The sequence below is a fragment of the Streptosporangium sp. NBC_01469 genome (assembly GCF_036227305.1).
In the GTDB taxonomy this organism is placed as follows: Bacteria; Actinomycetota; Actinomycetes; order Streptosporangiales; family Streptosporangiaceae; genus Streptosporangium.
This window is the reverse complement of record NZ_CP109465.1, coordinates 10,570,086-10,584,399: the sequence shown is the minus strand read 5'-3', so window position 1 is coordinate 10,584,399 and position 14,314 is coordinate 10,570,086. Positions and strand designations below refer to the sequence as shown.

Annotated in this window: 8 protein-coding genes; 2 read left to right on the top strand and 6 right to left on the bottom strand. The window is 69.9% G+C overall.

Annotated elements, in window-relative coordinates:
* Positions 1–253 precede the first annotated feature (253 nt).
* The 3 genes from OG587_RS46150 to OG587_RS46140 form a co-directional block, all read right to left on the bottom strand.
* A complete protein-coding gene (locus tag OG587_RS46150) occupies positions 254–2,314 on the bottom strand; it encodes a S8 family peptidase (RefSeq protein WP_329085399.1) in 2,061 nt (686 codons plus the stop codon).
* A gap of 148 nt (positions 2,315–2,462) precedes the next feature.
* On the bottom strand, positions 2,463–4,079 hold the full coding sequence (locus tag OG587_RS46145) for a glycosyl hydrolase family 18 protein (RefSeq protein ID WP_329085398.1): 1,617 nt from the start codon (positions 4,077–4,079) through the stop codon (positions 2,463–2,465).
* Positions 4,080–4,573: 494 nt separating this feature from the next.
* Positions 4,574–5,803, bottom strand: coding sequence for a serine hydrolase domain-containing protein (locus OG587_RS46140; RefSeq protein WP_329094222.1), 1,230 nt, complete (start codon positions 5,801–5,803; stop codon positions 4,574–4,576).
* Positions 5,804–6,172: 369 nt separating this feature from the next.
* On the opposite strand from OG587_RS46140, the gene OG587_RS46135 reads away from it, so the two are divergent.
* Complete coding sequence (locus tag OG587_RS46135; RefSeq protein ID WP_329085397.1) at positions 6,173–6,901, top strand: GbsR/MarR family transcriptional regulator; 729 nt, start codon at positions 6,173–6,175, stop codon at positions 6,899–6,901.
* 45 nt (positions 6,902–6,946) lie between these two features.
* Here the strand turns inward: OG587_RS46135 and glgB are convergent, their stop codons facing one another.
* The 3 genes from glgB to OG587_RS46120 form a co-directional block, all read right to left on the bottom strand.
* Positions 6,947–9,217, bottom strand: a complete 2,271-nt coding sequence (gene glgB / locus OG587_RS46130; RefSeq protein ID WP_329085395.1) for a 1,4-alpha-glucan branching protein GlgB — start codon at positions 9,215–9,217, stop codon at positions 6,947–6,949.
* A 247-nt stretch (positions 9,218–9,464) separates the two neighbouring features.
* Positions 9,465–10,703 (bottom strand): copper amine oxidase, encoded by a 1,239-nt coding sequence (locus tag OG587_RS46125; RefSeq protein WP_329085394.1) that lies wholly within the window; start codon positions 10,701–10,703, stop codon positions 9,465–9,467.
* A gap of 3 nt (positions 10,704–10,706) precedes the next feature.
* Positions 10,707–11,384: a hypothetical protein gene (locus OG587_RS46120; protein WP_329085393.1), complete on the bottom strand. Its 678-nt coding sequence runs from the start codon at positions 11,382–11,384 to the stop codon at positions 10,707–10,709.
* 417 nt (positions 11,385–11,801) lie between these two features.
* On the opposite strand from OG587_RS46120, the gene OG587_RS46115 reads away from it, so the two are divergent.
* Entirely contained in the window at positions 11,802–14,249 is a 2,448-nt protein-coding gene (locus tag OG587_RS46115; RefSeq protein ID WP_329085391.1) for a M14 family zinc carboxypeptidase, read from the top strand.
* Positions 14,250–14,314: the final 65 nt, after the last annotated feature.

The following is a 14,314-nucleotide window of genomic DNA, read 5'->3' as shown; positions in this document are numbered from 1 at the left end:
CGGGGCCCGCGTGACCTCCGGCCGTACCGCGGCCGGCGGCATGACCGTGCGGGACCCTGCCTTCCGGCCTCCCAGGGGTTCGCGCAACCCTCGGCCGTACCACGGCTGGCGGCACGACCGTGAGCGACCACTGCCTTCCGGCCTCCCAGGGGCCCGCGTGACCCCCGGCCGTACCGTGGCCGGCGGCATGACCGTGCGGGACCCTGCCTCCCGGCTCCCGGGGGCCGCGCGACCCCCGGGGGCTACGCGGCGCCTACGCGGTCCGGCGGGCGTTCACCTGCTTCTTGAGCATCGAGGTGGACACGGCGGGGGAGTCGCCCTTCAGGCGTGCCTTCTCCACCGAGGTGAGGACCGTCTTCAGCGTGGTCTTCTCCGTGATCTTCGCGGTGAAGTTCACGCCGCCGTTCGCCCAGTTCAGCCAGGCGGCCAGCAGTTCGCTCTCCAGCTTGGCCTTCGCCGTCTTCTTGGCGGGCTTGAGCACCCGGTACGCGCCGCCCAGGGTGGCGGCGGGCGTGACCTCGGCGAAGACCTTGCTGGCCTTGGTCACCAGGCCGAGGTAGCAGCCGAGCGTCGCGTCCGTGATCTTCCCCTTGCCCCGGGTGACCTCCACCGCCCACTGCGCTGCGCTCAGCGTCTTCGTGGACTTGCCACGCGTGCACACCGCGGGCGCCGCCGTCGGGGGGACGGTCACGGTCACGGTGATCGTCACCGTCGGCAGCGGGACCGGCGTCGGCACCGGGTCGCTCGGCGTGGCCGATGGGGAGGGGCCCGAGCTGGGCTCGGGGCTGGGCTCCTCGGAGGGCTCCTCCGAGGGGTCCTCGGTCGGTTCCTCGGTCGGGTCGTCGGAGCCGGAGGGGGGCTCCTCGCCGACGGGGGGAGTCTGGGTGACGGGAGGACCGGGGGTGCCCCCGGCGATCGCGGCGTTCAGGTCGAGACGCGGGGTGGTCACCTCGCCGTAGGTGATCGGGCGGCCCGCCTTCTTGAGCTGCTCGGCCATCGCGTCCGGGGTGCTCGGGGCCTTCTGGGCCACCAGCGCCAGGGCGCCGGTGACGAACGGGGTGGACATCGAGGTCCCGCTGTAGACCTGGTGGCCGCCGCCGGGCACCGCGGAGTCGATCTCAAGGCCGGGGGCGAAGAGGTCGAGCACGGAGCCGTGGTTGGACCAGTAGGGGACGCTGTCGTCGTCGCCCGTCGCGCCGACCGTCACCGGGCCTGAGAAGCAGCCGGGCGCCCCGGCGCCGATTACGCCCTCGTTCCCCGCGGCGGCCACGACGGCCACACCCTTGGCGCGGAGGTCGTCGATCCGGCTCTTCATCGCCGCCAGTTCGGGTTCGGCGTCACACGTTCCCTCGTAGAGGCCGCCGCCGAGGCTGAGGTTCACCGCGGCGATGTTCCTGCCGCCCTCCTTGAGCTTCGCGACGTGTTCCAGGGCGAGCAGGATCGTGGACTCGAACGCGGTCAGGCAGGCCCCGCCCTCGTCGGCGCAGTCGTTGATCCTGCTGAAGACCTGGATCGCCACGATGTCCGCGTCGGGCGCCACGGCGTGGGCGATCCCCGCCACGTGGGTGCCGTGGTCACACAGGTTGACCCCCTCGTGGACGCAGGCGGGGGTCTTCGCGTCGGCGGATCCCGGGTCGCTCGTCTGCCCGTTGGGGCACAGGGACTGCGCGCCCTCGTCCGTCGCGGAGAAGCAGGCCTGCTCCACGACCTTGCCCCCGAAGTCGGGGTGGGCGGCGTCGATCCCGGTGTCGATGATCGCGATCGTCTGGCCTTGGCCCTTGGTCCCGGCGGCGTGTACCTTGTCCGCGCCGATCACCTGGAGGCTCGTGGCCAGCGAGCCGGAGGAACCCGAGTTCAGCGTGGTGGGGGAGTAGGTGCGGTCGCGGCGAATGGAGAGGACGCGGGGGTCCTCGGCCAGCTTGGCGAGCGACTCACCGGTGCCCTCGACCACGATGAACGAGGTGTCCGCGGGTTCGAGGACGACCTCGGCGTCGGGCAGCTGCCGTGCCTCCCCGGCCACCGGCGCCGCCTCGGCGGGGGCCGCCAGCTCGACGATGACCCGGGCCCCGTCGTCGTCGGCGAGTCCCGCCTCCAGCTTCGGCAGCGGGGCGGGGGGTGTCGCGTCGGCGGGGGGTGGAGCCGGTGTGGCGGGCGTCTCCTGATCGCCCGTTCCCCCGGTTCCGTCGCCCGGGGTCGCCGGTGGGCTCTCGCTCGCGGAGATCGCTGGAGGCGCCGGTGGGTTCTCGGCGAGGGCGGGTACCGCGGGCGCGATGGTGAGAACCAACGCCATGGCCACGACAGCTCGAAGTCGCACACGTCCTCCGGGGGGCTCAAACAGGCGTTTCGGAGTCTAAGCAGCCATATGCGCCACGTGAATACTTTGCCCCATATTTGGAGGATCTTCGGAGAAAAGCTCGACCCCCCGCGGCGTAGCGCACACGGAGGGTCGAGTGGTCGAAATATTACTTGAGGCCGTTGGAGATCGCGGTGATCAGCTCACCGTTGGTGGTGTCGCCGCTGGTCTCCCAGAAGAACGCCCCGCCCAGACCCTGGTTCTTGGCGTAGGTCATCTTCCCGGTGATGGTGGCCGGGGTGTCGTAGCTCCACCAGTTGCCGTTGCAGAAGGCGTAGGCGGTGCCGCCGACGGTGCCGGTGGGCGGGCACTTGGTCTTGAGGACCTTGTAGTCCTCGTTTCCGGCCTCGTAGGTGCCCTGGGCCGCGCCGGTGGCGGAACCGCCGGGAGCAGCCTGGGTCACGCCGGTCCAGCCGCGGCCGTAGAAGCCGATGCCCAGCAGCAGCTTGCTGGCCGGGATGCCCTTGGACTTGAACTTCTGGATCGCCGCGTCGGAGTTGAAGCCCGCCGTCGGGATGCCCGGGTAGGAGGTGAGGGGCGAGTGCGGAGCCGTCGGGCCCTGAGCGTTGAACGCGCCGAAGTAGTCGTACGTCATCGGCATGAGCCAGTTCAGGTTGTTGATGGCGCCGGCGTAGTCGGCGACGTCGATCTTGCCGCCGTTGGAGCCGTCGGCCGTGGTCGCCGCGGTGACGAGGGCGTTGGGGCCGAACTTGGTGCGCAGCGCGGAGATGACGTTCTTGAAGGCGTTCGGGCCGCTGCTGTCACAGGTCAGGCCACAGGCGTTGGGGTACTCCCAGTCGATGTCGATGCCGTCGAACACGTCGGCCCAGCGCGGGTCCTCGACCAGGTTGTAGCAGGAGTCGGCGAACGCGGCCGGGTTCTGCGCGGCCTGGGTGAAGCCGCCGGACCAGGTCCAGCCGCCGAAGGACCAGATGACCTTGATGTTCGGGTAGGCCCTCTTCAGCTCGCGGAGCTGGTTGAAGTTGCCGCGCAGCGGCTGGTCCCAGGTGTCGGCCACGCCGTCGACGCTCTGGTCCGCGGTGTAGGCCTTCTCGTAGTCGGCGTAGGAGTCACCGATGGTGCACCGGCCGCCGGTGGTGTTGCCGAAGGCGTACAGGATGTGCGTCAGCTTCGACGCGGAGCCGTTCGTGACCAGGTTCTTCACGTGGAAGTTGCGGGCGTAGACGCCCCACTGGGTGAAGTATCCGACGATCTTCTTGCCACCGGGGGGCTGGACGGTGGGGGTGACCGTCGGGGTCGGGGTCGGGGTCGGCGTGGGGGTGACCGTGGGAGTGACCGTGGGCGTCGGGGTGGGGGTCGGGTCCGGGGTGCCGCTGCCGTTGCAGGCGGCGCCGTTGAGCTTGCAGTTCAGCACGCCGGTAATGCCACCGGGCGCGCCGTTGAAACCGAAGCTCGTCGAGGCACCCGCCGCGAGCGCGCCGTTCCACGCCTTGTTGACGAAGGTGTAGTGGTTGCCGCTCTTCGTCAGGTCGGCGTCCCAGGACGAGCTGATCGAGGTGCCGGCGGGGAGATCGAACTCGACCTTCCAACTGGTCAGCGCGCTCGTCCCGGCTTTCACGACGACCTTGCCCTCGAAGCCGGAACCCCAGTTCGAAGTCGTCGAGTAGGTCGCGGTGGCGGGTGTGGCGGCCGTCGCTGTGCCGATCCCCAGGGGAACCAGCAGCGCCGCTGCCGCAATGAAGGAGCCGATGGTAATTCGTCGCAAGGGTCGCTCCAGGTCAGAGAGTGCCAAGTCCCCGTATTCATAGGAAAGTTTCCTATTAGTTTCCAGAGCGTAGGTTCTTGTACGCCGACGGTCAATGCCTTGTTCGTGGATATAAGGCCGATTTAAGGTTTTCGGCTGGGCGAGTGGCGGCGCGAGTGCCGGAAGCATGGAACGCGGGACGGCCCGGAGGTTTTACGGCTACGGCGAGCCGCCACTCAGCCGATCATCCAGCTGACGCCCGGGGCCGCTCGGCGTGCGGGCGAGGCCTTTGCCGAGGTGGTGGCGCGGCTGTCACCGGACGAGAGGTTCCGGGGTGACCGGCGCCGCCTACGGCCCGACCGGTTCGTTCTTCGAGGACGACGGCGTCATCCCCTGGTGACCCCGAACCTGTCGTGATCATGTTGTGGGCCCCGCGCCTGGACGAGAGGTTCCGAGGCAGGTCGGTCGGCGTCCGCGCCTGTGGACCGGCCGGGCCGGGCTCGGCGGGCTCGAGGTCAGTCGTCGAGTGCCTGGTAGAGCGTGGTCCAGAAGTCGTGGACGAGCCGCGCCGAATCCGGGGTGGACATCCCGACCTGGGTGAGCAGGATGCCGACGAGCCGGTTGTCCGGGTCGGCGTAGGTCGAGGTGCCGCTTCCGCCGTCCCAGCCGAACTGGCCGACGGGCGCGTAGTCGCCGCGGTAGGTGCGCACCGCCATCCCGAAACCCCAGCCGCCGTGCTGCCCCTGACCGAACGACACGTGGACGTTGTTGACGGCCATGGCGTGTCGGGCGGCCTGCTGCTCGGGCGTGAGGCGGTTGGTGGTCATCAGCTCGACGGCGGGCTGGGACAGGATCCGCTCGCTCCCGTGCGTTCCGCCGTTCAGCAGCATCCGGAAGTAGGCGTGGTAGTCGTCGACGGTGGAGACCAGCCCGCCGCCGCCGCCCTGGAACGCCGGAGGCCGGCTCCACCGCCCGCCCACGGCCTCGTCCCACACGACGAACTCTCCGCTTTGCGGGTCGGGGGCGTAGAGGGTCGGCAGCCGGTCGATCTCGCCGGCGGGCACGTGGAAACCGGTGTCCTTCATGCCCAAAGGGGCGAAGACGCGTTCGCACAGGAACGTCTCGAACGACTGGCCGGTGACCCTGGCGACGAGCACGCCGAGGAGATCGTTGCTGATGTGGTACTGCCAGCGCTCGCCGGGCTGGTACATCAGCGGGAGCGTGCCGAGGCGGCGCATCCACTCGTCCGGCTCGGGCATCGGCTCCGGCAGGTCGGGCGTGAGCCCCCGCTCGAAGATCGCGCCCATGATCGGAGTGCCCAGCGCCGTCATATCCATGCCGAGCCCGAACGTGGAGGTCAGCAGGTCCCGTACGGTGATCGGCCGCCGCGCCGGCACGGTGTCCTCCAGCGGGCCGTCGATCCGCTTCAGCACCCGTCGGTCGGCGAGTTCCGGCAGCCACGGCTCCACCAGGTCGTCCAGCCGCAGCCTGCACTCGTCCAGCAGGACCATCGCCGCCGCGACCGCCACCGGCTTGGACGTCGACGCCATCCGGAAGATCGTGTCCCGCCGCATCGGCGCGCCACCGTCATGACGCATCGTCCCGATCGCCTCGACATGCGTCTCGTCACCCCGGCCGACCAGGGCGACCAGCCCGGGAATCCTCTCCGACCCGACATGCCGCGCCAGCACCTCGCGCAGTCTGCGCAGCCCCGCTTCGGAGAAGCCGCCGTTGCCAGTTCCCATCATGAATCTCCTTGCGTACGGTGTTCGATCCGCGAGACCCGTCCCGGCGTGACGCCCATGATCTCGGCGAGCCGGAGCTCGGTCACAGGACTCCCTCCGCCTGCGGCGCCACCGGCACCCACAAACGTTCGGGAATCTCTGAACGCCTGCGACAGTACATTGCATTCATGAATCCTTCAACATGCAAAGATGATGCATCTGTCCTGTTGAATCGGAAAATTGAGCCTTGCATTGCAATGAGTGTGACGCTGAACGCAATGGGCGATCGGGGCAAGGATTGCAATGGGATGCGGGTGAATGCATACTGTGCAGCGGAGTGTGCCGGGGCGCCGAGCCTCGCGCACGTCGACGGATGGGAGCCAGGCGCCGATGCCCGGAGGCAGACTGACCGGCCAGGATCGACAGCACATCGCCGCGTGGCTGGCCGAGGGGCTCGGGTACGCGGAGATCGGCCGGCGCCTGGGGCGGCCCGCTTCGACCGTCATGCGCGAGGTCGCCCGGAACGGCGGGCCCGACGACTACGGGGCGGACCGGGCGCACGAGGCCACCCGGCACCGTGCGCGCCGGCAAAGGCAGGCACAGCCTCCCGCGTCACCGATCCCCGACGGCGGCCATGGGCGCGATCCCCAGGCGGTCCAGGACTTCACGGAGTCCTTCACCGATCTCCTCGTCCAGCAGGGAATGCCCCGGATGGTGGCCAGGGTGATGGCCTGCCTGTACGTCACCGACTCCGGCACCCTCACCGCCGCCGAGCTGGTCCAGCGGCTTCGCGTCAGCCCCGCGTCGGTCTCGCACGCCGTCACCTTCCTCGAACAGCAGGGACTGCTCCGGCGGGAACGAGCCCCCGGCGGGCGCCGCGAGCGCTATGTCATCGACGACGGGATCTGGCTCCGCTCCATCCTCGCGGCGGTGGAGATGAACGAGGCCCTGGTGGCCGCATCGCGGCGCGGAAGCGAGATCCTCGGGGGCGCGACCCCGGCGGGCGCCCGCTTCGAGTCCTCCGCCGAACTCCTTCTCCTCGTGAGCGAGTCCCTCCGGCAGGCCATGGAGCAGTGGCGGCAGGGCCTGGCCGCCCGGAACGCCGGGCGGCAGGAATGATCTCTCGCCGTCGGAGGAGAACTCGCGGATCTTGTTGAACTGTGATCAGGCCGGTTCGGCCTCCCTGCGCTCCTCCGGCCCGCCGGCCGCGGGCGCTTCCCGTACGACCTCCTGCTCCGTGGCCTGGACGATCCTCGCCGTGCGCTCGTCCGCGGCGGGTTCGAGCGCGCCCGGGTGGCGCAGCCAGAGGGTGCCCAGGGGCGGGACGCGCATGGTGGCGGAGTACGGGAGACCGTGCCGAGGCTCCTCGGAGGCCTCGATGGTGCCGAGGTTGCCCACACCGCTGCCCGCGTAGTCGTAGGCGTCGGTGTTGAGCACCTCCTCCCACGCGCCGGGGAAGGGCAGGCCGAGGCGGTAGTCCTCGTGCGGCGCGCCGGAGAAGTTGGCCACGCACGCCACCACCGAGCCGTCCTCGGCGTGGCGCAGGAAGGAGAACACGTTGCCCAGCGCGTCGTCGGCGTCGATCCAGCGGAAGCCGTCGGGGGAGGCGTCCACGCTCCACAGGGCCGGAGACTCCTTGTAGACCCGGTTGAGGTCGCGGACCAGCCGCTGCACCCCCTTGTGCCCGTCGAAGTCGAGCACCCACCAGTCGAGCCCGCGCTCCTCCGACCACTCCGAGCCCTGGCCGAACTCGCCGCCCATGAACAGCAGCTGCTTGCCGGGATGGGCCCACATGAAGGCGAACAGCGCCCGCAGGTTCGCGAACCGCTGCCACTCGTCGCCGGGCATCTTGCCGAGCAGCGACCCCTTGCCGTGCACCACCTCGTCGTGCGAGAGCGGCAGCACGAAGTTCTCCGAGTACGCGTACATCAGCGAGAACGTCATCTGGTGGTGGTGGTACTGGCGGAAGACCGGCTCGTGCTTGAGGTACGCGAGCGTGTCGTGCATCCAGCCCATGTTCCACTTGAACCCGAAGCCGAGCCCGCCCAGATGCACCGGACGGGAGACGCCCGGCCACGCGGTCGACTCCTCGGCGACGGTGACGATGCCCGGCGCCTCCCGGTAGGCGACCGCGTTCATCTCCTTGAGGAACGCGACCGCGTCGAGGTTCTCCCGGCCGCCGTACTCGTTGGGCGTCCACTCGCCCTCGCGCCGCGAGTAGTCGAGGTAGAGCATCGAGGCGACCGCGTCGACGCGCAGCCCGTCGACGTGGAACTCGCGCAGCCAGTACACCGCGTTGGCGACCAGGAAGTTGCGCACCTCCCTGCGGCCGAAGTCGAAGATGTAGGTGCCCCACTCGGGGTGCTCGCCCCGCGCGGGGTCGGCGTGCTCGTACAGCGGGGTGCCGTCGAACCTGGCCAGTGCCCAGTCGTCCATCGGGAAGTGCGCGGGCACCCAGTCGACCAGCACCCCGATGCCCGCCTCGTGCAGGCTGTCGACCAGGTGGCGGAAGTCGTCGGGGGAGCCGAAGCGGGATGTCGGGGCGTAGTAGGACGTCACCTGGTAACCCCAGGAGCCGCCGAACGGGTGCTCGGCCACCGGCATCAGCTCCACGTGCGTGAACCCCAGGTCCACCACGTAGTCGACCAGCTCGACGGCGAGTTCCCGGTACGACAGGCCTGGCCGCCACGAGCCGAGGTGCACCTCGTAGACGCTCATCGCCTCCCGCAGGGCGTCCCCGGCCGCGCGGCGCCGCATCCACTCGTCGTCCCGCCAGGCGTACTCCGACTTCTCGATCACCGACGCGGTCGCGGGCGGCAGCTCGGTGCGCCGGGCCATCGGGTCGGCCTTGGCCCGCCAGACCCCGTCGGCGCCGAGGACGCTGAACTTGTAGCGGTCGCCGGGGCCGAGACCGGGGACGAAGAGCTCCCACACGCCCGACCTGCCGAGCGAGCGCATGGGGTACGCGCCGCCGTCCCAGTGGTTGAAGTCGCCGATGACCCGGACGCCGCGGGCGTTGGGCGCCCACACGGCGAAGGCCGTGCCGTCCACGTCCTCGTGCCGCATGACCCGCGCGCCGAGGACCTCCCAGAGCCGCTCGTGGCGCCCCTCGCCGATGAGGTGCAGGTCCACCTCGCCCAGCGTGGGCCAGTGCCGGTAGGGGTCGCCGGTCTCGTACGGCTCGGCGCCGGCGTAGGTGATCCGGAGCCGGTAGTCGGGGATCTTGTCCAATCCGGGCAGGGTCACCGCGAACACACCGTGGGCCACGTGTCTCATGTCGTGGGTCCTGCCGTCCACGAGCGCCTGGACCTTCTGCGCCAGCGGTCGCAGCGTCCGGATCGTCACGCCCTCGGAACCCAGGTGCGACCCGAGGATCGAGTGCGGATCGTGGTGCGCTCCGCCCGCGAGCCGGTCCAGGTCCAAGTGCGCGTTCATGGCTTACTCCCGTAGATCGATGCCCCTACCTTGCCCTACTCGGGTGACCGAACCCATGCCCCTGTCCGCTATCACCATGCGTGTTGGGAAAACGTGCGGATCTGAGCGAGAGAAAAGTCACGATTGTCGGTTATGTAGGGCCCCATCACAACGCCGTTCGCCGACCGTATCCGATCATGGGCGGCGTCGTGCGCGGGTTCCGGCCGGTGCCGCTGACCGCGTCGCCCGGCCCGCCGGGAACGACCGGTCAGTACGGGTTCCTGGCGGTGACGTCGCGGGGGGTGATGCGGAACCCCTGCCAGTGGCTCGGCATGGGGTCGGCGTCCTCGTCGCGGGGGACGTGGTGGTAGCCGACGTTGACCCACAGGACCGGGTCGGCGAGCCGCTCCCCGTTGGCGTAGCGGTCGACGGACCGGGCGCACCGGGGAGCCGGGTTGACCGTCGCCAGGCGCTCGCAGGAGCGGTAGTCGGTGACGTAGAGATCGGCCCGGGTGAAGGCCTCGTCGGCGGGCCCCCGGTACTGGGCGCTGTCGGAGTTGTTGATCTCCCAGGAGACGCGGTGCCCGTCGGCGTTGCGCACCTTCCTGTCGACCACCCGCCACCAGCGCATCGGCCTGCTGACGGCCCTCGCCTCCGCCGCGAACGCCGTCCGCTCGATCTTCCGGCTCGCGGTGCCGGAGCCGCTGAAGTCGTACTGCTCCACGACGTCGTCCGCCCGGCCCGCCACGTCGAAGTCCAGGCGCCAGAAGATGTTGTGGGTGTGGCTCGCCTCGAACCCGCTGTCGCCCACCCCGATGGGCCAGCCGTGCTCGGGCGTGGTGGCGAACCCGGCCAGCGACCCGGTGGCCCCCACGCGCGGGGTGATCGCGCCGTCGTCGGAGAAGGCCCATTCGGCCAGGTAGGTGTACCAGCCGACCTGGAAGGCGGCGAACACCACCAGGTCACGACCCTGCGCCGTCATGTTCAGCTGGTCGGGGACCGACTTCAGGTGCGCGTGGCCGCGCGCCCTGGTCGTCACGCAGACGAACTGCTCGCGGCGCTCGCCGAGCGGGCAGTCGGCGGCCCGCAGCGGGATGGCGGTGTAGCCCAGCGACCCGATGTCGTGGTAGCGGGGCTGGCCCTTGTCGTACGGCACGTGGATCTGGGCGAGCGAGGTGCTGCGCAGCACGGTGATCGGCCGCTGGCCCCTCGGCGTGTAGACGATCCTGGTCAGGGTGAGGCCCTCGACGTTGCGCATCTCCCAGCAGAGCTGCCAGCGCGCCCCGTTGGGCAGGGTCTTGTCGACGCGGTACGGCGCGTTGCAGGGAGCCGCCGGAGGCCGCGCGCCGGTCCCCGGCGCCGTCGCCTCCGCCGGGGCGCCGGACGGTGGCGGCGCGCTGGACGATGTGAGCGGCGGCAGTGGCGGTATGGGCGCGCCGGGTGCGGAGGGCGGTGCGGCGAGCCCTCCGGCGAGCAGGGCGCAGGAGAGGGTGAGGCGGAGGAACACGGGCTACCACTCCAGGGTGTGGATCTTCTTGGCGGACAGGTCGACGACCAGCCGGCTGGTGTCCAGCCAGGTGCCGTCGGGCAGCCGGACGAACAGCCGCAGGCACCGGTGGACCTCGCACTCCCCGGCGGGCCCGCTCTCGCCGGACGGGGTGAAGATCAACCCGCGCAACCCCAGCTCCGCCGCCGACCCCAGCCGCCCGCCCCCGGCCTTGGCGTACGCGTCGCGCACGGTCTTGCCGTACCCAGGGTGGGACAGCAGGAGCGCGGCGGCCGTCGTCTCCTCCTCCTTCGAGGGCGGTGGCTGCACCCCCCGCGCCACGGTCTCCCGCACGACCTCGCCCCGGCCGAGGTCGACGGTCCGAACGATGAGCCTGTCGCTGCCGTAGTCGTAGAGGTACGCGTCGGCGCGGCGGTGGTCGGGGGAGGAGTCCTTGTCGTCGTCGCGCTCCACGTAGAGCAGCTTGATCCGCCCGGCGGCCATGTGCGATCTGGACCCCGCCGACGCGATCGTGGTGGCCTGGGCGACCTCCTGGCCGGTCAGCGGGTCCTCTCGCGCGGGCACCCGCAGGGTGGACCTCGCGGCCTGCGACCCCTGCTCGCCGGGGACGAACAGTGCCGCCCCGGCGACGACGGCCACCCCCGCCCCCGCGACCGCCATCACCATCAGTCTTCGCCCCATGAACGCCCTCTTTACTCACCGTTGACTTTTCCTTGCGAAGAGTAGCGATCGATGAGTGTCCCGGCGGGTCCAAAGGCGTATTGCCCTTTTGGTGTATATTGTGCCGTTTGTAGCTTTTAGTCCGAATTTCGAGCGGCGGGGGCCAACCTTCCAGGGCCGGATCCCGAGGGCGCTCGGCGACTTTCGTCCGAGGTGGGGGCTGCCGCTCCCGGTCCGCGGCGCCGCGAGGGCGCGCCGGCCGGACCCGCGTCGTACGGCTGTGGTTTTCCCTCGGTCTTGCTTGCGTAATTCGGATAGGTTACGCCGCTATTTTACTCCTTGACGGATATCGGCCATCTAGCGAAGATTCTTGCCGATAGCGCACTTATTTCCAGGTGCCCCCCTACCTGAGACGTGCGCCAACTGGAGGAATCTTTCATGAGGAGCCCCCTCACCGGCAGGAGAGTCGGCCGCGCCGCGGTCATACTCGCCCTGCCTCTCGCCCTCAGCCTCAGCTCGATGCCCGTTCTCGCCGACCCGGCTCCGCCGGTCAGCGAGGTCGTCCCCGACCGGCAGTCCAGCACCGAGCAGAACGGTGTGGCGCTGCTGCGCGTCATCGTCCCCGACCAGGCGGCCGTCGACCGGCTCAACTCCCTGGACGTCGACCTCGCGGAGTACAAGAAGTCCGTCGAGGGCGGCCTCGAGGTCCACGCCGTGCTGAGCCCTCCGGAGGCCCAGAGGCTGCGTGACCTCGGTTTCGACGTACGCGGACCCATCTCCGACCAGAGCGACGTCGCCGCGAACAAGGCGGAACGGCGGGAGGCGCTCAAGGAGGCCGCGGAGGCGGCGGCGGAGGTCGACACGCTGACCCCGCTCCGCGCCGAGTGGTTCACCAGCCTCGACGACCAGCGCTTCCTGTCGGTGGAGGTGAAGTCGAGCGCCGTCGACGCGGAGACCGTGCTCACCGCCACCTGGGACAGCGGTAAGAAGACGCCCCCGGACTCGGGCGGCACCACGACGATGTCGCGCTTCACCGACGCCGGCCAGTACATGTACCACCGGTTCAGCTCGCCGCTCTCCCTCACCGCGATCCCCACCAAGGTCACGATCACGAGCAACCGCGGCGGCTCGGTCACGGTCCCGGTGACCAAGTGGCTGGGATCCCCGCGCAAGGCGCCGAACCCCCACTACGTCGCGGACTTCGTCGACCGCTACATGGACCCCACCGAGCTCACCGACAGGATCACCGCCCTGGCCGCGGAGTTCCCGAAGATCAGCCAGATCGTCAACCTGCCACACAAGACGAACGGCTACCGCCGGGCGGCGCAGGCGCAGTTCGGCACGGTCGCGGCGAGCACGTTCTACGTGAGCTCGAAGGCGTACGGACACGAGGGCGGCAACGACCTCAGCCTCGCCCTGGTGAAGCCCGACACCGCCTCCAGCCCGCTGGGCGTCTCCGTGAGCGGCAAGGACGTCGTGGTCAACCTCGGCACGGACGCGTCCTCCGCGATCAGCAGCACCGCCGTCCAGGTGGTGGAGGCGCTCAACGGCAACACCGCGGCGTCGGCACTCCTGAGCGCCGCCACCTACAGGGGTAACGCCGGTGCCGGTCTCGTCGACGCGGCGGCGGCGACGAAGCTGACCGACAACCTGAAGGCGCCGGCGACCGTCTCGCGCGACCCGTTCCAGACGAAGGCGCTGCGCATCGGCAAGCAGCGCGACGGGTCGAAGACCGGTGTGTTCCTCTACTGCCAGGAGCACGCCCGCGAATGGGTGACCCCGCTGGTCTGCCTGGAGACCGCCGAGCGGCTCCTGCGCAACTACGCCCGCGACGGCCGGACCAAGAAGCTGGTCGACGACCTCGACATCTTCATCCTGCCCACGGCCAACCCCGACGGCGGGCACTACAGCATGTACGACTACAACATGCAGCGCCGCAACCTGACCAACCACTGCCCGGTCAACGCGGCGGACCCGGCGCGGCGCAACTCCTGGGGCGTGGACCTGAACCGAAACTTCTCGGTCGGTTCCATCTTCGACGGCTACAGCGGCGCCTCGACCACCTGCACCAGCGACACCTTCGCGGGCCCGGCCGAGCTGTCGGAGCCGGAGGCGCGCAACGAGGTCTGGCTCACCACCCAGTACCCGAACATCAAGTTCGCGATGAACACGCACTCCTACGGCGGCTACTTCATGTGGCCTCCGGGCGCGTACAAGGCCGCCGGGCGCGAGCTGCTGCCCCGGGTCGACTACGGCACGGAGAACTTCTTCTGGGACGCCTCCGACCACATCCTCTCCGCGGTCCAGTCGTGGCGCGGTACCGGGATCTGGCCGGGTCGCACCGGTCCGGTGCCCGACGTGCTGTACTCCGCGGCCGGTAACAGCGCCGACGAGCACTGGTTCAACCGGGGCATCATCGGCTGGGACTTCGAGGTCGGCGCGGACGTCTACGACCCGGCGACCAAGCAGTTCCGGGCGGTCGGCTTCCAGCCGGAGTTCGCGGAGGGACACGAGGAGGCGATGGAGTTCGCCAGCGGTCAGATCGGCATCCTGGAGATCGCCCGGTCCTTCGCCGACGACAGGGACCGTCCCAGGTCGGAGCTGAAGAAGACCGGCTGGACCACCACCTCCTCCACGTTCACCTTCGCGACCGACGAGCCCGCCAACGTGTACTACACGCTGGACGGCAGCCGCCCGACGCTGAGCTCCACCAAGCTCGCCGCCGCCGGGATGCGTGAGGGCGCGCAGCAGATCACGGTCACCAAGGACACCGAGGTGCGCTGGTTCGCCGTCGACATCGCCGGGAACGTGGAGAACGGCTACCGGCCGGACGGCAACGGCAACAACTACCGCAAGGAGAAGGTGAAGATCACCAAGACCCCCTGATCCCCACCCGCGAGTCCGCGAGTTCACACGTTCGCGAGTTCACACGTTCGCGAGTCCGCACGTTC